Genomic DNA, 18,909 nt, shown 5'->3' with positions numbered 1-18,909 from the left:
ATAAATAAATTAAGGAGGAAGTTATTATGGAAAAGAAAGAAAAAATGAAACATCCTAAAGGTCTTCATCTTGTAAATGTTACAACTGTTATACAAAACTTTTATGCTTATGGTATCATAGGGTTCATGATTCTATTCTTCACAACTGGAACATCAGAAGGTGGACTAGGTCTTGAAAAAGGATTCGCGGTAACATTATATGGCTACTATGCTGCTGCAGGATATATGATGGCTCTTATTGGTGGTTGGTTAGCAGATAAATACCTAGGTCTTCAAAAATCTATTATCTTGGGGACATTATTTAGTTGTATAGGTTATATTGCTTTATACTTTTCAACTAGTGAATTATGGACAGTAATTTCAAGTTTAATTCTTTTACTTGTTGCAGCGGGTATTGGTAAAGGTAACATTAGTGCTATAGTTGGTGCCTTATATGAGCGTGACCAAGTTACGATGAAAGATGCAGCATACAGTATCTTCTACATGGCGATTAACATTGGTAGTTTATTTGGGCCAATAGTATTCGGATTAATTACAGACAGTTGGTTTGCAAATGTTGCTAATGACGGAAAAATTGTATCATATGGATATCGTGTTGGATTCTTAGCTGCTGCTGCACTTGCATTCTTACAATTTGCAGTATTTGCATTTTTTGCTCCTACTTGGTTAAAAGATAAAGGTAAATATCCGACAGCAAGTAAAGCTGCTAAAAAATCTGTTAATCACCCATTAACAAAAATTGACATGGATAGAATGAAAGCTATGGCAGTAATGTTTGTTTTTTCAACTTTATTCTGGGCTGCTTGGTTCCAAACTCAAACATCATTTGCTATCTTAACTCAAAAAGCGGTGGATAGAAATATCTTCGGATGGACAGTGCCAACACCTTGGTTAGTTTCATTCAATGGTCTATTATGTGCAATCTTAGCTCCAGTGTTCGGTGCACTTTGGGTTAAATTAAGTAAAACAAAACGAGGAGACTTAGATACTGGTACTAAAATGGGACTAGGAATGATAATTTCAGGATTAGCTTTCGTCGTAATGGTATTAGGGTTAAACACAATAAATGGTGATGTTGAAAGTGGAATGAAAATTAACATCATGTATATTCTTTTAACATATGTATTATTAACAGTTGGGGAATTATTCTTATCTCCAATCGGAATGGCGATGTTCAATAAACTTGCTCCAGCAAAATATGCATCATTAGCAATGGGTATCTGGTATCTAACATTCTCATTAGCAAATATTATTTCTGGATACTTAGCTAAATTAACAGTTCAATTAAACTATACTCAAGTATTTACTTATATTGGAGGAGTAGTTATTGTTCTTGGTGCAGTATTAGTTCTACTTAAAGGATACCTAAATAAATTTATGCATATTGATAAATTAGAAGAAGAAGCAAAAGCTATAGCTGATGCTGAAGAAAAAGAAGCTGAAGTAGCTTAATAAAAAAAGAAGACGGTAAAAATAATAAAAACTCAAGGTTATTACGAATGTGATAGCCTTGAGTTTATTTTTTTTAGTATTTAAGTAGCATTTGAATTCATTACCTAATTAATAATGGATAAAAATATCACCATGTTCATTAGCTGGTCTAAATAGTGTAATTATAAACGAGAAAACAGCTATAATCGATGGAATGAATGTCCAACAAAATAATAGGCACAGTATTCCTTTAAAATTCTTTCCAACATAAAAATATTGAATTCCAAAATGTCCTAAGAAAAATGTAATTAGAAGATATACAATTTTGTTAACATATCTTCCGGGAATGTATCCACGATTCATATTAGGATCATAGTAATATTTAGTCATAAATTGACCTCCATTTGTAATTTAAGCATATAATACCATAAATTATAGTAGTGTTCAATAAATAATTATCAGTGCATTATTTTATAGGTATTAATGATAAAATTCCTTAAAAGTAAAAAAGTACTTAACAATCTTTATTAAGATTAAATTAAGTACTTAAAAATTATTTTTTAGTTTTTAGGTTTTCTTTCCAATCTTGTAGACCATTTTTTAGCATATATACATTTGTATATCCGTGCTTTTTAAGAGTTAGGGCAGCACGAGGAGCTAATGTTCCATTTTTATCACAAAGATAAATAGGTTGGTCTTTTCTCAAAGATGTATAAAGGAAATTGAATTGAGAAGATGGCATATTACGAGCACCGTTAATGTGAGCGTATTTGAAATCTTCTTTTTCTCTAACATCAATTAATTGAACTTTTCTAAGATTTTTTCTAAATTCTTCATAAGGAAGTTTTGTTACAGCACCTTTTAATCTGAAGTAATTAAAAAGTCCAACTGCACCTAAAACGACCACAATAACTATTGTTGATAGTAAGAATGATGACATAATGAACTCCTTTTTATTGTAATATCTGTAAGTGAATTATATCATAATTTGAATATTTCTTCAATATTGTTTATAATTATTATGAAAGCTAAAAGTACAAAATAAATTTATTGGAGAAAAAATGATAACATCAGTTAGTAATAAGAAAATTAAAGATATACAAAAATTAAAAGAGAATAAAAATATAAAAAAATATGGAAAATATTTGATAGAAGGAAAACATCTAGTAGAAGAAGCTATGCAGGTGAATGTAGTTGAAGAAATTGTTATTTCTGAAAGTTTCGATGAGTATAAATTAATTGAAGATTTTGAAGGAGAGATTACTAAAGTTGCTGATAGTGTAATGAGACATTTATCTGATACTATAACTACACAAGGAATTATAGCGGTTTGTTGTATAGAAAATAAAGAATTGGATATAAATAAATATAAGAAAGTTCTTATTCTAGATAGAGTTCAAGATCCTGGAAATCTAGGTACAATTATTAGAACTGCAGATGCATTTTCTTTTGATTGTATTATTTTAGGTAAAGGTACAACTAGCTTATATGGACAAAAAGTTATTAGAAGTACACAAGGGAGTAACTTTCATATAGATTGTTTTGATAATGTGGATTTATTAGATTTACTGGATCAAATGACAGATTTTAGTATTTTCGCAACAAGTTTAAAAGCAGATAAATATATAGAACAGTTAGATGATATTACAGGAAATGTTGCTGTAATATTTGGGAATGAGGGTTCTGGAATAAGTGAAGAAATATTATGTAAAGTAAATAACTTGCTTAAAATATCGATGCCAGGAAAAGCAGAAAGTCTTAATGTTTCTATTGCTGCTGGAATTGTGATGCACTATATTTCTACCAATTTAAAATAATAAATTTACTATTTTTTATAAGTGTGGTATTATTGTAATTGTGAAAATAACGAGAGAGGTGAAATCTAATGTTAAAAACTATGGCAGTAGATAAAAAAGGTGACATTCTTACTGATATTAGTTTAGAAAGACTTAAAGATCAAGATATAGCATGGTTTTGGGTTGACTTTGATACTCCAACACGTAGTGAAATTAATCTATTAACAACATTCTTTAAGTTTCACGAACTTTTAATAGAAGACTGTTTAACACTTTTACAAAGACCAAAAATTGAAATTTCAAGACAACAAATATTCTTAGTGTCTCATGTTTTAAAAAATATAGATGATGATTATGAAACACTTAACATGTTTGTTGGAAAGAATTATATCGTAACTTTCCACCTCTCACATATACGTTATGTTAATAAAATAGTACCTAAAATTCTTCAACGTGGCGCAGAATATTCGCCATTACATGTAATGCATATGCTAGTTTCAGAAATAGTTGAAGGATATATTCCGATTATCTCAAAAATCGAGAACCGTTTGGATGAAATTGAGGAATCTGATTTTTATAAATCTGGAAGCAAGATTATGGATGAGGTTTTCGAATTAAGAGGCGACTTATTAAAGCTTCGTCGTGGATTAAGACCTATGCGAGAAGTATTGCATAGATTTTTAGTTTCTCGTCGTGTCGAAATGACTGATAATGATAGAAAGTATTTCCACGATATATATGATGACCTTGTTCAACAAACAGAGATTATAGAAGCGAACCGTGAGTTAGCTAGTGATATCCGTGAAAACTTCATGACTTATAACTCATTGAAATCGAACAATATTATGATGACCCTAACGGTTATATCTACAATTTTCCTTCCGTTAACCTTCATAGTAGGATTGTACGGTATGAATTTTAAAAATATGCCTGAGTTAGAATGGAAATACGGGTATTTTTTAGTTGTTGCTATAATGTTCGGGATTACAATTGGAATGCTTTGGGTATTCAAGAAAAAAGGTTGGCTTGATATGTTTAAATAGCATATTAAGTATCGAGGATTACTTATGAGTATTTTTAAACTGACAGTTTTGTTTTTTATGATATTATTAGCGAATTTCTCTATGTTAAGAATTGATTTTGGAAAATTCTTCAAGAAAAACAGTACTAGAGAAATTAAAGTTTTTGTAAGTCTAGCTTCATTTGTGCTAGGGTATATTGCTTATAAGACTATTATTACAATTTATGAATTATCTTTAACTATAGTTAAGTAATTTAGTAGAAAGGAAATTTTATGGATAAAGAATTAGAAAAAAATAAAAGAGAATCAAGATTAGAAAAATCAAGAGAAGATAAATTATTAGCTTTTATTGGAGGGAAATTCATAATCTATATATTATTAATAGTTATTTTATTAGGAATCGCTATTTATTTATATACAGAAATTTCTTATATATTTACTCCAATTAATACAATAATTTCTAGTATAATTACACCGATAATAGTAGCGTATGTATTTTATTACATGTTAAATCCACTTGTAAATTTCTTTTCTAAGAAAATTTCAAGATTTTCTGCGAGCCTACTTGCGATTTTAGTTGGTATAATTACGGTACTAATTGTTATTATTGGAGTAGTACCTATAATTGTTGAGCAAACGCAAAACCTGATTACAGCAATGCCTAGATATGTTGAAGTTGTAAAAGGGTATTTAGAAGAATATTCTGATAATGCTTATGTTCAGGTGGTTGTAGAGTATGTTAATACAAACTTAAACGCTTCGAAAATTAGTGAAAGATTAATAACGATTGCAACATCAGTTGCACAGGGGATAGTTTCATCTATTTCTTCAACGGCTTCGGTGTTGGTAACTATGCCTTTCGTGCTATTTTTCTTATTAAAAGATGCATCTAAATTCAATAAGTTTGTAATAAGTTTATTACCAAAAAAATTAGAAAAACCAGTTGCAGAAACAATTGATGAAATTGATGACAAAGTAGGATCGTATATCCAAGGTCAAATGCTGGTTTCATTATGCATAGGAGTGATGTTATTTATAGGGTATAATGTGATAGGATTACACTATGGATTTTCACTAGCTACTATTGCTGCATTTTTAAGTATAGTTCCTTATTTAGGACCGGTTATTGCTATTACACCAGCAATGTTAGTTGCAGCGTCAACGAGTTGGGTTATGGTAGTTAAAATGTTAGTAGTTTGGGGTGTTGTACAGTTTCTAGAAGGAAATATAATTTCTCCTAACATAATGGGACGAAGCATGAATATGCATCCTTTAACAGTTATTTTTGTAATCTTGATAGGAGTGAATATTTCGGGTGTAGTTGGAGCTATCTTAGGAATACCTGTTTATTCGATATTGAAAGTATTAATTTCTAAACTATTAATATCTCTAAAAGAAAGATACGATAAATTTTATGGGTAATTGATAAAATGAGCTTTAGAGTTTATAACTCTAAGGTTCATTTTTATTTTCGAACTTAAGAAATAGGTATTTGAGATAGATATAATTTAATAAGTTAATTAATAATTATGATGGTATATATTGATATTAGAAATGTATTTTGAAAAATTAATATAATTTTAAATATATAAAAAAAGGTAGATAGTAGTAAATCATTTTCATTATTGCTAGAAATATGCTATAATATTGTAGTTAAATATAAGTAAGTTGAGGTTTGAGAATATGAGTATGATGAAAAAATTCAATAATTTATTCGTTAATGAAGATGATTTTGAAGATGAAGTAGTAGAAAGAGAAGAAGTAAGACAAGAACAACCAAAACAAAGAGTTGTAAAAAAGGAGAATCCAGTGCAAAGTAAACCAAATGTACAAAGTCAACCATCAGGAAGAACAAATAATGTAATATTAACAGAACCTTTAGTTTTCGCTGATAGCAAAGATATAGTTGATGATATTAAACGTAACAAGGTAGTTATTATTAATCTAAGTAAATTAGATGTAGAAACTTCAGATAGATTGTTAGACTTTATTTCAGGTGGAATATATGCACTTGGAGCAAGATTAAAAACTATAGGTGAAGATATTTATCTATGTGTTCCTAATGGAGTTGAGGTTTCAGGAGACTTTTACGAAGGAGAGTATTAATTTTGCTAAATATAACAGAATATTTTTGGGTGTATAAATTCATAATCTATTTATTTAATTTTTATGAATACAGTATGTTAGCGTATATTCTAACATCATGGGTACCGCAAATCAAAAATAATTTTATAGTAGAATTCCTAGAAGCTATTTGTGAACCATATTTAAAACTATTTAGAAAGTTCATACCACCCATTGGAATGTTGGATATTTCGCCTGTCGTAGCGCTTATTGTATTAAGTGTAATACAAAACCTTATAATAGCATTGTTGTTTAAGACAGTATAGTATTATGAAAAAATTAAATTTTTTACAGCAAGCATCAGTAGAACAAAAAGAAGTAGCCGAAAAACTTTTGCAAAGTATAAGTTTTGTGGAAAATAGAAATACTGTTACAAAGTTTCTAACTAATTTCGAACAGGTAATTTTAGAACAAATAGTTGCATATAATTATAGTGATTTTAAAATAGAATTTTTTGGTGGATATAATGATGCTGAGAAAAAGAAAGCAAAGATTATTTCAAATGAATATTATGATGTAGATTATGATATTGTTTGCTTGAAAGCTAAATATAATAATAAATTTAACAAGATCGAGCATAGAAATATTTTAGGAGCAATTCATAACTTAGGTATTAATATAAATAGATTTGGGGATATTGTTGTTCTTGAGAATGAAGTTTATATTTTTGTTGATGAAGAAATTGCCGACTATATAGCGATGGAATTCACGAAAGCTGGTAGAGTAAATCTAAATTTTGAGAGAGTTGAATTAGCTGATGTTGCTATAGAAAAGAAATATGAAGATTTTGAAATAGTAAGTTCTTCATTTAGATTAGATTCAATAGTAGCAAAAATTACTAATAAGTCTCGAAGTAAGGTGAAAGAGTTCTTAGATCAAGATTTTATAAAGTTAAACCATGTAATCGTTAGAAATGGTGAGAAAAATTGCGCAATTCAAGATATAATTTCTATTAGGAAGTACGGAAGATTCGTGGTTAAAGAATACAAACAAAATAAAAAGAGTTTAAAATATAGAATTACAATATCAAAATTAATTTAATCAAATGATTGTCTCAATATATCGACATAAAGTCGTATTTTGAGACATTTTTTTATTATTTTTTCAAAAATGAGCGTTTTCATTTTATTGTTGAGTGTATTGTGCTATACTTAATTGCATAAAACAAATTTATACAAATAATTATGAGGTAAGTAAAATGAAAAAAATATTATTAACTATTTTTTCTTTCTTATTGGTATTTTCTTTAATTGGTTGTTCCCAAAAGAGTTCAACTAAAGAAGAAAAAGTGTTAAAACTTGGTGTAGTACCTAGTAGTAATAGCGAAAAGTTGGTAGACGATTTATCTCCATTTGCTAAAGCTCTAGGAGATAAACTAGGGATGAAAGTTGAGGTATTCACTGCTAGTAGTTATATTGGGGTGATAGAAGGTATAGGTAGTGGAAGTGTTGATTTTGGGTTGGTACCTCCATTTTCTGCAGTGCTTTCTAATAAACAAAGTAATACAAAAAACTTACTAGTAGGAAGAAGTACTAGTGGAAAACCTGGTTATTTTGCAGAAGTTTTTGTTAGAAAAGATTCTAATATAAAAAGCTTAGCTGATTTGAAAGGGAAAAAAATTGCTTTTGTTGATCCTTCATCTGCTTCAGGTTACATTTATGCTGGTGCAATGTTGAAAGATGCCGGAATTGATTTAGACAAAGACATAAAGTATCAATTTAGTGGAGGTCATGACAAAAGTTTACAATTATTACTAAATAAAGATGTAGATGCAGTAGCTAGCTATGAAAATGTAATTAGAAAATATACAAAAGAATTTCCTACGCTAAAAGAAGATGTTACACCAATAGCAAAAAGTGAGCTAATACCAGGAGTTACAGTAGTAGCATCAAATAATTTAGATGAAGAAACACAGAAAAAAATTAAACAGGCATTATTAGATATTCAAAATGATAAAGAAACAATTCAGATTTTAACAAATCTATTCAGTATTACTGGTTTTGAAGAACCAAATAATGACGCATATAAAGCTATAGTGAGAATCTCTGAAAAAATGAATATTGACTTGAATAAAGTAAAATAATACGAATAATTTCAAAAAAATATTAATTTAATAAAAAAAAATTATTTAAAACTGAATTCTAAAAATCCTATCTTATCAAGAATAATAGAGAGTTCATAAATATGTAATTGAAAAAATAAAAAAAGTTATACAAAAGTATTGACATTATGTTAATACTTTTGTATAATAAATATTGTTCGTTAGGAACACAAATATTTATCCACAGTAGCTCAGTTGGTAGTAGCATCTGACTGTTAATCAGAGGGTCGCAGGTTCGAGTCCTGCCTGTGGAGTTGGAGTAGTACTCAAGAGGCTGAAGAGGCGCCCCTGCTAAGGGTGTAGGTCGGGAAACCGGCGCGAGGGTTCAAATCCCTCCTGCTCCGTTTTTTTATTGGCCCGTTGGTCAAGTGGTTAAGACACCGCCCTTTCACGGCGGTAACACGGGTTCGAATCCCGTACGGGTCACCATTTGAATTAAATACATTGAGAATAAGAGTTAGGTCCCGTGGTGTAGCGGTTATCACGCCTGCCTGTCACGCAGGAGATCGCGGGTTCGATTCCCGTCGGGACCGCCATTTTTGCCTTGATAGCTCAGTTGGTAGAGCAATGGATTGAAGCTCCATGTGTCGGCAGTTCGACTCTGTCTCAAGGCATTTTTTTATTTAAAATTAATATTTTGGCGGCTGTGGCGAAGTGGTTAACGCATCGGATTGTGGTTCCGACATTCGGGGGTTCGATTCCCCTCAGCCGCCCCATTTTTAGAAATTAGCAAAGAAGTAGTGTAGAAGTACATTACTTCTTTTTTTTTTATAAAATGGAATTTTAAAGTTTGGGCTCTTTGTCAAATTCGGGGCATGGAGAAAAATAGGAAATGAAATCTAGGCAGCATTTTGCTGCTTAGATTTTTTCTTGTTTTCTTTAAGTTTGACATTATTTTTATACTCAGAAACAAATAATCTAGACATAATTAAAATGCGTAATCTGAAATTACTAAAGCTAGAATATCCATAAGATACTCTCTTTAGTAGTTTTATTTTATTATTAAATCCTTCTAATGGACCATTAGAATACTTATATTTAACAGCATTAAGCATATACTCTTTGTGCTTTTTCATAGTATTTATAGCTTTAGATACACCTTTAGATAATCCCTTAGTATCCATATCTATATACTTCTCTAATTCTACAGAAGCTTTAGCCTTAATAGCTTCTCTAATCTCATGTACTCTCTCATAACTAGCTGTAAACTCATCATCTATAGCTAATATATAATCTAATACTTCTTTTCTAGTTACATAGCGTTTAAAGCTTCTAGAATAGAATATTTTTGTTGAATTTACTTTATCTCTATCTTCTAATATTACTTTCCAAAAGTTCTTTAAAACAGTGTAAATAGAGCCTTTTTTATTCTTATATTGGTTCATTAGTTTTATTCTAGCTTTATTTAATTCTCTATTAACATTTTGTACTATATGGAATCTATCTATAATTATTTTAGCGTTAGGGAACATCTCTCTAATCATATTCATATAAGGAGGATAAATATCTATACAGATTGTTTTTACTTTCTTTCTTACTTTCCTTGGATATCTCATAAAGTATTGTTTTAATATATGTTGTGTTCTTCCATCTACAATATCTATAAAATCATGTGTTTTAGCATCTAAGAATACGAAGCTCATTCCATTTTTACTGTCTTTAGTTGACTTTATCTCATCAAAACATAGGTGTTCTGGTAGGTTTGAATGAGTCTTAACTTCTACAGCTTCTCTACATGATTTCATTACTCTTACTACTGTAGATACTGATACATTACTTAATTCAGCTATATCTTTAAATGATATTGTCTTAGAAAGATTCTTCATAATGTAGAATATAAGATTTTTAGATATACTGCAGTATTTTTGTACAAATGATGTTTCAGCACAAAACTTAGAATTACATTCTTTACATTTAAAGCGTTGTTTCTTTAATCGTAGATATGTAGGGCATTCTGACATCTTTAATAAAGCTACTTTTAATGGATCTGTGAATCCATTTTTAACTATATTATTTCCTTCTTTTATACAACCACAGTTTGTACAACACTTTGGATTGTATGATAAAGTCCCATGAAATACGAATGTATCTTGACCGTCTACATTAATTAAATCAAGTTTATCATCCATAGTTATATTTTGGTCTTTTATTAATAGTAAATTTGTGATAAAATTAGACATGACAAATATCCTTTCTTAGTTAATTATTTTTCTACACTTTAATTATATTGGGTATTTGTCTTTTTGTATATAAAAATTGAAATCCGGGGCTGGAATTTTTCCATGCCCCGGATTTAGTATACAACCAAAGTTTGTAAGCAAATAAATAGAAATTTTTAAAAAATAAGAGTAAAATTAAACCTATAAACTTAAGGAGATAAAATAACATGGAAAAAACTTTCGAACAAGACTTAGAGAACTTTAAAGTAATAGATTCAAAAACTGCTTTTGAAAAAATTGAATCAAAAGAAAAATTTGTATTGTTTATTGGTAGATCATCATGCCCATTCTGCAGAAGATTCATGCCAAAATTAAGTGAAGTCGTTGTTTCTAATAAAGTAGAAGCATTCTTTATTAATTCTGAGGACTTTTCTGATGCATCAGGAATTGAATCATTACGTGAAAAATATTCTATTAGAACTGTACCAGGATTATTAGTTGCTGAAGCTGGTGAAGTTAAAGTTGTATGTGATTCTAGCTTATCTGTAGAAGAAATTACAACATTCATTAAATAAAAATATAACTCGTCTATTTAATATAGGCGAGTTTATTATTTTACGATTATTTTTAGTTAAATGTAAACAGTTTAATAAATGTACTAAATTTAGTAGCAAAATACTGAAAAAAACTGTTTTAAGTGATATAATAGTACTTATAAAATTTTACTAAAGTTAGAATTAGTTTATTTTAAAATTCATTATATGATAATGAGGTGATGAAGTGAAAAGTGAGAAGTTAGAAGTTAAAAATCTAGTATTTAACTATGGAGTAAAAAATATATTAAATGACATCTCATTTAATGTTGATCAAGGGGAATTTGTAGCTGTAGTGGGAAAGAGTGGTGCTGGTAAATCAACTTTACTGCGTTGCTTAAATCTATTGAATAAACCTAAATCTGGAGAAATTAATATAGCTGGTAAAAATATAGTCAATTACAATAAGAAAAAATTAAAGCTTATTAGAAGAGAAATTGCATTTATATTCCAAGATTATAATGTTCTTGATAATTTATATACAGTTGAAAATGTATTGACTCCATATTTAGTAAAAAAATCTCCATTAGGCCTTTTACTTGGTTATACTAAGAAAGAGTATAATGAAGGAGTAGGTTATTTAAAACAGGTTGGTTTAGAAGAGGAGGCTTTTAAAAAGTCTAAGTATTTATCTGGTGGACAGAAGCAAAGGGTAGCAATCGCTAAGGCGCTCGCACAAGATCCGAAATTTTTATTAGCTGATGAACCTGTGAGTAGTTTAGATGAAAAGAACACTATTCTTATAATGGATACATTTAAGAAATTAAATAAAGAAAAAGATATTACTGTTTTAATCAATTTACACGATGTAAATCTTGCGAAAAAATATAGTACAAAAATTTTAGGATTGAAAGACGGAAAAGTTTTATTTTATAAAGATTCTGATATGGTGACTAAAGATGAATTTGAAGAACTTTATAATTAAAAAATATATAAATAAAATATTAGCTAGCATATTTATAGTATGTATTATTTTTATTGCGTTTATACAATATGATGCAAAAACTTTTTCAGTAGGTTTTAAAAGAATACAGAACTTATTAGGCCGAATGTATCCTGTTGATTTTTCAATCTTGGGTGAGTTAAAACAACCTATAATTGAAACGATAAATATAGCATTGTTTTCATCAATATTAGCTTTATTTACAGCGTTATTGTTTTTACCGATATTGACAAATGTACTTTTTAAATTAAAAATAATACCTAAATTATTCAGTACTGTGTTTTCTATTTTTAGAACAATACCTTTTCTAATTATTGCGGCTATTCTTGTTAGTTTATTTAGTACAGGTGTTTTCAGTGGATTTGTAAGTATTTATTTAATTAATTTTCTTACGGCGTCTAAATTACTTAAGGAGTATGCAGAAGAAGTAGAGATTAAACAGCTAGAGGCAATGGAGTCACTAGGAAGTTCAAAATTTATTATATATAAAAATGCAATTCTTTCTAACTTAAAACCACAGGTGGTTTCTATATATTTCTTAACGCTAGAGTCTAGTATTCGTGGAGCAAGTGTTCTAGGTTTAGTAGGAGCAGGTGGAATAGGTCAAAGATTGTGGCAAGAGCTGAATCATTTGAGGTATGATAGAGTATCAATAATTATACTTACTCTAGTAATTCTAATATTTTTTATCGATTTAGTGAGTTACTTTTTTAGAAATTATAGTAATTCTTCACAACTAACTTTTGATAAATTTATTTTTAGAAAAAACACTATTAGAGTTGTTACACCTATAGTACTAGTTGGAAGTATTCTGTATGTCACTAAATATATTACCATTACCCAAGAAAGATTTTTAATAGGATTAAAACAGTTAAAGGTGCTGGGAAATGGAATTATAAATCCTGATCTAGAATATGTACCAAAGATGTTCAGCGAGTTAATGGTAAGTATTGAAATAGCTTTTAGTGCAACGATATTTGCCGCAGTAACAGCGATTTTTACATCGTACTTATCTTCGGTTAATTTATTTGGTAAATATAAAGCGCTAAGTATGAAAATTTTCATAAATATACTAAGAACATTCCCGCCGATAATAGTAGCTTTAATATTCTTTAGAGGATTTGGACCAGGGGCAATCAGTAGCTTTTTTGCATTATACATTTATACAGTTGGTGTAATGACAAAAATGTACAATGAAGTTCTAGAAGGGATAAATACTAATGTACTACTAATGACGAAGAGTTTAGGTCTTGGAAGTTTCATTAGTTATATAAAAATAATATTTAATGGATATTTCCCTGAATTTGTTACTATAGTGTTGTATAGATTTGAATCAAATATTAAAAATTCTACGATACTTGGTATGGTTGGAGCAGGTGGAATTGGACATTTACTTGTAAATAATATAGAATATAGAAATTGGAACAGAATTTCAACATTATTAATTGGGTTATCACTTTCGATAATCATTATAGAAAATATATCATATTTAATTAGAATGAAAGTTAAAAAATAGTATAAAAGTACATAGGAGGATTAAATGCGTTTAAAAGTAGGAAAAATTGTAAATACTCACTCATTGAAAGGAGAGGTGAAAGTAATTTCATCTACAGATTTTGAAGAGCAACGCTTTGAAAAAGGCACTGAATTATTAATAACACGTGGTAATCAAGTTGTAAAAGAAGTGACTGTAGAAAGTTATAGAACTCATAAAAACAACCTTTTAGTGAAGTTTGTTGGAATTGACTCGATTGAAGAAGCTGAAAAACTTAAAAATCTGCAAATTAAAATTGATTCAGATAATATTGGTGAGTTGGAAGAAAATGAATTCTACTTTCATGAAATCATTGGATGTGAAGTTTTTGATGAAAATGGGAAATCTTTAGGTGAAATTTCTGAAATCCTAACACCAGGAGCTAATGATGTTTGGGTTATAAAATCACAAAACGGTAAAGAAATCTTGATACCATATATTGAGGATGTAGTGAAGAAAATAGATGTTGAGAATAAGAAAATAGATATCGAAGTTATGGAAGGACTAATTGACTAATGAAAATTGATATACTGACGTTATTTCCTGATATGTTTGATTCGTTAAATCATTCGATTTTAGGGAAAGCAAAAGATAATAAGTTATTAGACATAAATATAGTAGATTATCGTAAATTCTCTGGAAATAAGCATAATCAAGTAGATGATTATCCATTCGGTGGTGGTCAAGGTATGGTTTTAAAACCTGAACCAATATTTAATGCTGTAGAAAGTTTAGATAAAACAGATAAAACACGTATCATTTTATTATGTCCTCAAGGAGAAAGATTTAGTCAGAAAAAAGCTGAGGAACTTTCAGAAGAAGAGCATTTAATATTTATCTGTGGTCATTATGAAGGATACGACGAAAGAATTAGAGAATACCTTGTAACTGATGAACTCTCAATTGGAGATTTCATTTTAACTGGTGGGGAATTTGCTGCGATGACTATGGTTGATAGTATTGCTAGACTTGTACCAGATGTATTAGGGAAAGAAGAATCTCATAAAGATGATTCATTTTCGACTGGTCTTTTAGAATATCCACAATACACAAGACCAAAAGACTACAAAGGGATGGTAGTTCCTGATGTGTTAACAAGTGGACATCATAAGAATATAGAAACTTACAGAAAAAAAGAAAGTCTACGAAGAACATATCTAAGACGTCCAGATTTACTAGATAACTATGAATTGAGTAAAGAAGAAACAAAATTACTCGATGAAATAAAAAAAGAATTAAAAAATTAACATAAAATAAATGACATAACTATATTTTTGATGTATAATATTAATATAGTATGTATTGTAAGCACAGGAGGATTAGAAGTAATGACAACTTCATTTGAGGAATTATTAAATAGCTCAGAAATGCTGAAAAAAGGAGACAAAGTAACTGGTACAGTATCTAAAATCGATAACGATAAAGTATACGTTGATGTAGCAGGAGCTCAATATGACTGCGTAATTTTACGTAATCAAATTACAAGAAAACCATTCGAAAATATTGAAGAAGTATTATCAGTTGGCGATGAAGTAGAAGCTCAAGTAACAGGAATCAGAGCTGACCGTGAAAAAAGATCAGAAGACGTACCTGGTGTAATTTATTTATCACACAAAATTTTAGAAAATGCTGAATATAAAAAATTAATGGAATTATCTTGGACAGGAATCATTGAAAAATTCGAAAACGGCGAATTAATTCAAGCTACAGTTTCAGGTCAAACTAAAGGTGGATTATTAGCAGACGTAGAAGGATTACGTGCGTTTATCCCAGGTTCATATATCGACACTAAATTTAGAAAAGATTTATCTAAATTTGTAAGAAATGAATACACATTCAAAATTGAAGAAGTGGATAAATCTAAAAATAAAATTATCTTAAACAGACGTGCAATTTTAGAAGAAGAAAAAGCTAAAAAATTAGCAGAAGTTTATGGTAACATTAATGAAGGTGATGTTATTGAAGGTAAAGTTAGTCGTATTACTGACTTTGGTGCTTTTGTAAACATTGGTGAAGTTGACGGATTACTTCACATCTCAGAAATCTCTCACGCTCGTGTAGAAAAAGTTTCTGACGTACTTTCAGTTGGGGATACAGTTAAAGTTGCTGTTATCGCTGTAGATAAAGAAAATGAAAAAATTTCACTTTCAGCAAAAACATTATTACCAACTCAATGGGAAGTAGCTCGTGCTACAATCAAAGTTGGTGATGTATTGGAAGGAGTTGTTCGTAACACAACTTCATTCGGTGCTTTCGTAGAAGTTTTACCAGAAGTTGAAGGATTAGTTCACATTTCTCAAATTTCTCATGATAGAGTAACAAACGTAGAAGACGTTCTTAAAAAAGGTGACAAAGTTACTGTAAAAGTATTAGAATTTGATTTCGAAAGCGAAAGATTATCTCTATCAATCAAAGAACTTTTAGAAAAACCAGTTAAAGAAGAAGTTAAAGAAGAAGCAGAATACGATACTTCTTACTTAAAAGATGAAGATACTTCATTTAGTTTAGGGGACAAATTTAAAGACATCGAACTTTAATTTGAAAAAATAGAGAAATAAAGGCAGTAGATAGCTTGTCTATTGCTTTTATTTTTTAGGTATAAAGATAAAGTAAAAATTTAAAGATATGGAGGGAAAAACATGGCAAAACCAACAGTTGCGATAATAGGTAGACCTAATGTAGGTAAATCTACAATTTTCAATAAAATTATTGGTGATAGACTTTCTATCGTAGAAGATGTAGCAGGTGTTACACGTGATAGAATTTATTCAAAAGCAGAATGGTTGAACTATTCATTCTTCATGATTGATACAGGGGGAATTGAGTTAGAAGATACTCCATTCCAAAAACAAATCAGAGCGCAAGCTGAATTAGCTATAGATGAAGCCGATGTAATTATATTCTTAACAAATGGTCGCGATGGTGTTACAAGTGATGATGAAGAAGTTGCAAAATTATTATATAAAACTGATAAACCAGTAGTTCTTGCAGTAAATAAAATTGATAATTTTGATATGAACCATATGATTTATGATTTCTATTCATTAGGATTTGGAGATCCATTCCCAATTTCTGGATCACACGGTTTAGGTATCGGTGACTTATTAGATGAAGTTTGTAAAAACTTTAAAGTTCTAGAAGAAGAGGAAGAAGATGATAAGATCAGATTCTCTCTAATAGGACGTCCAAATGTTGGGAAATCTAGTTTAATTAACACTATTTTAGGAGAAGAACGTGTAATTGCTTCTGATATCGCTGGAACAACACGAGATGCAATAGATACTGATTTTAAACATAATGGAGATGAGTATGTCGTAATCGATACAGCTGGTATTAGAAAACGCGGTAAAGTATATGAAAGTTGTGAAAAATATTCAGTTCTTCGTTCTCTTAAAGCTATTGAACGTTCAGATGTCGTCTTAGTTGTTCTTAATGCTGAGGAAGGTATTATTGAACAAGATAAGAAAGTAGCCGGATATGCTCACGAATCTGGAAAAGGTGTAATCATCGTTGTTAACAAATGGGATGCGATTGAAAAAGACGATAAAACTATGAAAGAATTTGAAGAAAAAATTCGAGATAGTTTTGCATACTTAGATTATGCGAAAATCGTATATGTTTCTGCAAAAACAAAACAACGTGTATTTAACATCTTCCCATTAATTAAAGAATCTTATGAAAATAGACAACGTCGCATTCAAAGTTCTACACTTAATGAAATCGTTGTGGATGCTGTTTCTATGAATCCAACACCACAAGATAAAGGTAAAAGACTTAATATTTTCTATGCATCACAAGTTGCGATTAATCCACCGACATTCGTGTTTTTCGTGAATTATCCAGAACTTATGCACTTCTCATATGAGAGATTTTTAGAAAATAGAATTCGTGATTCATTTAACTTTGAAGGTACTCCTATTAAACTATTAGCAAGACAAAGAAACTAGTGGAATAGATTAGTTATTCAAATTTTAAAACATTAACTTAATAAAACGATAAAAGAGTGGTTCTAAAATGATTTTAGAACTGCTCTTTTATGTTAATAATTTTATGAAAGAAATAATGGAAACAATCCGCATTACTTTCATTAAAATTTAATGGTAAAATTTAGTCAAAATACTAGCAAATATATTTAGAACATGGTATAATTTATCTTATATAATTTACTAATTAGGAGGTAATCTATATGCCATTAGGATATTATGGAATGTCAGGAAGTTATATACTTTACTTTTTACTAATTATGTTAATCCCTTTATGGGCACAATTCAAAGTAAAAAGAACATACGAAAGATATAAAAAAGTAAGAACAAAATCAGGATTAACTGGAAAAGAAGTTGCAGAAATAATAATGCAAGCAAATGGAATTACAGGTGTTAGAGTAGTAAGAGGTGAGGTTGAATTATCAGACCACTATGATCCAACTAATAATGTTGTAGTTTTATCACCAATCGTACATGATCAACCTACAGTTGCATCAGTTGCAATTGCTGCACACGAAATCGGTCACGTTATTCAAGATAAAGTAGCAGACTACAAACCAATGAGATGGAGACACTCTCTAGTACCATTAGCGAATCTTGGAGGAAACTTATCAATTATTCTTATTATGGTAGGATTCTTATTAACAGGATTAATCGGACAATTTGGTTATACTGTCGCTTGGGTTGGAGTAGGATTTATGCTATTTGCAGTACTATTCCAAGTAGTAACACTGCCAGTAGAGTTCGATGCTTCAAAACGTGCTTTAGAGCAAGTAGTTGATTTAAATATTGTAGATGATCAAGAACACAGACACTGTCGTAAGGTTCTAACTGCAGCAGCATTAACATATGTAGCAGCAGCGATGGTTGCTTTAATGGAACTATTAAGATTCATCTTTATTTTATTAAATAGTAGTAATAGAGACTAATAATTAATATTAACCAATGCGGTCAAAATAATAAAAAACGACTAGAAGTCAAGATTTTCATAAAATCACGATTTTCTAGTCGTTTATTTTTTTATATTAGGGTTAATCAAAAAGGGGCTGATTCAAAAGTCCTAAATTTTAACAAGGTTTATATGAAAATTCATAGACGCAGTGGTTTATTGATATCTAAATTTGCTTTATAAAAGCTTTTTAGATATCTAATAACCTGTGCGGGGGTGACTCGACAAAATCTTGTTTCTTCGAAATCACGATTTTTGAGTCACTCCCATATTAAA

The 18,909-nt window shown here is 29.6% G+C and carries 20 protein-coding genes and 6 tRNA genes; 23 read left to right on the top strand and 3 right to left on the bottom strand.

Annotated features, from left to right (window positions below):
* Positions 1 to 26: 26 nt before the first annotated feature.
* The gene (locus O5Y44_RS06120) at positions 27 to 1,451 is read left to right on the top strand and encodes a peptide MFS transporter (protein WP_316447502.1); all 1,425 of its coding nucleotides are present in this window, start codon (positions 27 to 29) and stop codon (positions 1,449 to 1,451) included.
* A gap of 108 nt (positions 1,452 to 1,559) precedes the next feature.
* On the opposite strand, the gene O5Y44_RS06115 is transcribed toward O5Y44_RS06120, so the two are convergent.
* Both O5Y44_RS06115 and O5Y44_RS06110 read right to left on the bottom strand, forming a co-directional pair.
* A complete protein-coding gene (locus O5Y44_RS06115; RefSeq protein WP_271965727.1) occupies positions 1,560 to 1,820 on the bottom strand; it encodes a TM2 domain-containing protein in 261 nt (86 codons plus the stop codon).
* Positions 1,821 to 1,983: 163 nt separating this feature from the next.
* Complete coding sequence (locus O5Y44_RS06110) at positions 1,984 to 2,370, bottom strand: rhodanese-like domain-containing protein (RefSeq protein WP_003145865.1); 387 nt, start codon at positions 2,368 to 2,370, stop codon at positions 1,984 to 1,986.
* A 121-nt stretch (positions 2,371 to 2,491) separates the two neighbouring features.
* Here O5Y44_RS06110 and O5Y44_RS06105 point away from each other — a divergent pair, with 121 nt between their 5' ends.
* From O5Y44_RS06105 to O5Y44_RS06040, 14 genes are all read left to right on the top strand, one after another.
* Entirely contained in the window at positions 2,492 to 3,247 is a 756-nt protein-coding gene (locus O5Y44_RS06105; RefSeq protein ID WP_371465725.1) for a TrmH family RNA methyltransferase, read from the top strand.
* 68 nt (positions 3,248 to 3,315) lie between these two features.
* On the top strand, positions 3,316 to 4,269 hold the full coding sequence (corA, locus tag O5Y44_RS06100; protein ID WP_316447503.1) for a magnesium/cobalt transporter CorA: 954 nt from the start codon (positions 3,316 to 3,318) through the stop codon (positions 4,267 to 4,269).
* Between the two features lie 24 nt (positions 4,270 to 4,293).
* Positions 4,294 to 4,500 carry a DUF1146 family protein gene (locus tag O5Y44_RS06095; RefSeq protein ID WP_316447504.1) on the top strand — a complete coding sequence of 69 codons (207 nt, stop codon included), beginning with the start codon at positions 4,294 to 4,296 and terminating at the stop codon, positions 4,498 to 4,500.
* A 20-nt stretch (positions 4,501 to 4,520) separates the two neighbouring features.
* Positions 4,521 to 5,669: an AI-2E family transporter gene (locus tag O5Y44_RS06090; RefSeq protein ID WP_316447505.1), complete on the top strand. Its 1,149-nt coding sequence runs from the start codon at positions 4,521 to 4,523 to the stop codon at positions 5,667 to 5,669.
* A gap of 267 nt (positions 5,670 to 5,936) precedes the next feature.
* Positions 5,937 to 6,353: a cell division protein SepF gene (locus tag O5Y44_RS06085; protein WP_271986836.1), complete on the top strand. Its 417-nt coding sequence runs from the start codon at positions 5,937 to 5,939 to the stop codon at positions 6,351 to 6,353.
* A 29-nt stretch (positions 6,354 to 6,382) separates the two neighbouring features.
* Entirely contained in the window at positions 6,383 to 6,637 is a 255-nt protein-coding gene (locus O5Y44_RS06080; RefSeq protein WP_371465746.1) for a YggT family protein, read from the top strand.
* Positions 6,638 to 6,641: 4 nt separating this feature from the next.
* The gene (locus O5Y44_RS06075; RefSeq protein ID WP_316447506.1) at positions 6,642 to 7,412 is read left to right on the top strand and encodes a YlmH family RNA-binding protein; all 771 of its coding nucleotides are present in this window, start codon (positions 6,642 to 6,644) and stop codon (positions 7,410 to 7,412) included.
* Positions 7,413 to 7,569: 157 nt separating this feature from the next.
* Complete coding sequence (locus O5Y44_RS06070; protein WP_316447507.1) at positions 7,570 to 8,454, top strand: phosphate/phosphite/phosphonate ABC transporter substrate-binding protein; 885 nt, start codon at positions 7,570 to 7,572, stop codon at positions 8,452 to 8,454.
* Positions 8,455 to 8,652: 198 nt separating this feature from the next.
* Positions 8,653 to 8,726, top strand: a tRNA-Asn gene (locus O5Y44_RS06065).
* A gap of 2 nt (positions 8,727 to 8,728) precedes the next feature.
* Positions 8,729 to 8,816: transfer RNA gene (locus O5Y44_RS06060), tRNA-Ser, on the top strand.
* Positions 8,817 to 8,826: 10 nt separating this feature from the next.
* A tRNA-Glu gene (locus tag O5Y44_RS06055) sits at positions 8,827 to 8,901 on the top strand.
* Between the two features lie 31 nt (positions 8,902 to 8,932).
* A tRNA-Asp gene (locus O5Y44_RS06050) sits at positions 8,933 to 9,008 on the top strand.
* Positions 9,009 to 9,013: 5 nt separating this feature from the next.
* Positions 9,014 to 9,086 (top strand) — tRNA-Phe (locus O5Y44_RS06045).
* 26 nt (positions 9,087 to 9,112) lie between these two features.
* Positions 9,113 to 9,188 (top strand) — tRNA-His (locus tag O5Y44_RS06040).
* 123 nt (positions 9,189 to 9,311) lie between these two features.
* On the opposite strand, the gene O5Y44_RS06035 is transcribed toward O5Y44_RS06040, so the two are convergent.
* Complete coding sequence (locus O5Y44_RS06035; RefSeq protein WP_371465724.1) at positions 9,312 to 10,652, bottom strand: ISL3 family transposase; 1,341 nt, start codon at positions 10,650 to 10,652, stop codon at positions 9,312 to 9,314.
* A gap of 206 nt (positions 10,653 to 10,858) precedes the next feature.
* Between O5Y44_RS06035 and O5Y44_RS06030 the strand changes: the two genes are divergently transcribed.
* The 8 genes from O5Y44_RS06030 to O5Y44_RS05995 all read left to right on the top strand — a co-directional run bounded on the left by O5Y44_RS06030 (position 10,859) and on the right by O5Y44_RS05995 (position 18,613).
* Positions 10,859 to 11,206 carry a DUF6568 family protein gene (locus O5Y44_RS06030; RefSeq protein ID WP_271965735.1) on the top strand — a complete coding sequence of 116 codons (348 nt, stop codon included), beginning with the start codon at positions 10,859 to 10,861 and terminating at the stop codon, positions 11,204 to 11,206.
* A 205-nt stretch (positions 11,207 to 11,411) separates the two neighbouring features.
* A complete protein-coding gene (phnC, locus tag O5Y44_RS06025; RefSeq protein ID WP_271965736.1) occupies positions 11,412 to 12,149 on the top strand; it encodes a phosphonate ABC transporter ATP-binding protein in 738 nt (245 codons plus the stop codon).
* A complete protein-coding gene (locus O5Y44_RS06020; RefSeq protein WP_316447729.1) occupies positions 12,124 to 13,683 on the top strand; it encodes a PhnE/PtxC family ABC transporter permease in 1,560 nt (519 codons plus the stop codon). Before phnC ends, O5Y44_RS06020 begins: the two co-directional genes overlap by 26 nt.
* Before the next feature lie 24 nt (positions 13,684 to 13,707).
* Positions 13,708 to 14,217 (top strand): ribosome maturation factor RimM, encoded by a 510-nt coding sequence (rimM, locus tag O5Y44_RS06015; RefSeq protein WP_271965738.1) that lies wholly within the window; start codon positions 13,708 to 13,710, stop codon positions 14,215 to 14,217.
* Positions 14,217 to 14,948 carry a tRNA (guanosine(37)-N1)-methyltransferase TrmD gene (gene trmD, locus O5Y44_RS06010; RefSeq protein WP_048803329.1) on the top strand — a complete coding sequence of 244 codons (732 nt, stop codon included), beginning with the start codon at positions 14,217 to 14,219 and terminating at the stop codon, positions 14,946 to 14,948. Before rimM ends, trmD begins: the two co-directional genes overlap by 1 nt.
* Positions 14,949 to 15,029: 81 nt before the next feature.
* The gene (rpsA, locus tag O5Y44_RS06005) at positions 15,030 to 16,238 is read left to right on the top strand and encodes a 30S ribosomal protein S1 (RefSeq protein WP_316447730.1); all 1,209 of its coding nucleotides are present in this window, start codon (positions 15,030 to 15,032) and stop codon (positions 16,236 to 16,238) included.
* A 102-nt stretch (positions 16,239 to 16,340) separates the two neighbouring features.
* Positions 16,341 to 17,648 carry a ribosome biogenesis GTPase Der gene (gene der / locus O5Y44_RS06000; protein ID WP_003145884.1) on the top strand — a complete coding sequence of 436 codons (1,308 nt, stop codon included), beginning with the start codon at positions 16,341 to 16,343 and terminating at the stop codon, positions 17,646 to 17,648.
* Between the two features lie 239 nt (positions 17,649 to 17,887).
* Entirely contained in the window at positions 17,888 to 18,613 is a 726-nt protein-coding gene (locus tag O5Y44_RS05995) for a zinc metallopeptidase (RefSeq protein ID WP_371465723.1), read from the top strand.
* Positions 18,614 to 18,909 lie beyond the last annotated feature (296 nt).

It is taken from the genome of Gemella sp. 27098_8_155 (assembly GCF_041433725.1).
Classification (GTDB): Bacteria; Bacillota; Bacilli; order Staphylococcales; family Gemellaceae; genus Gemella; species Gemella haemolysans_D.
This window is presented reverse-complemented; position numbering and strand designations above follow the sequence as displayed.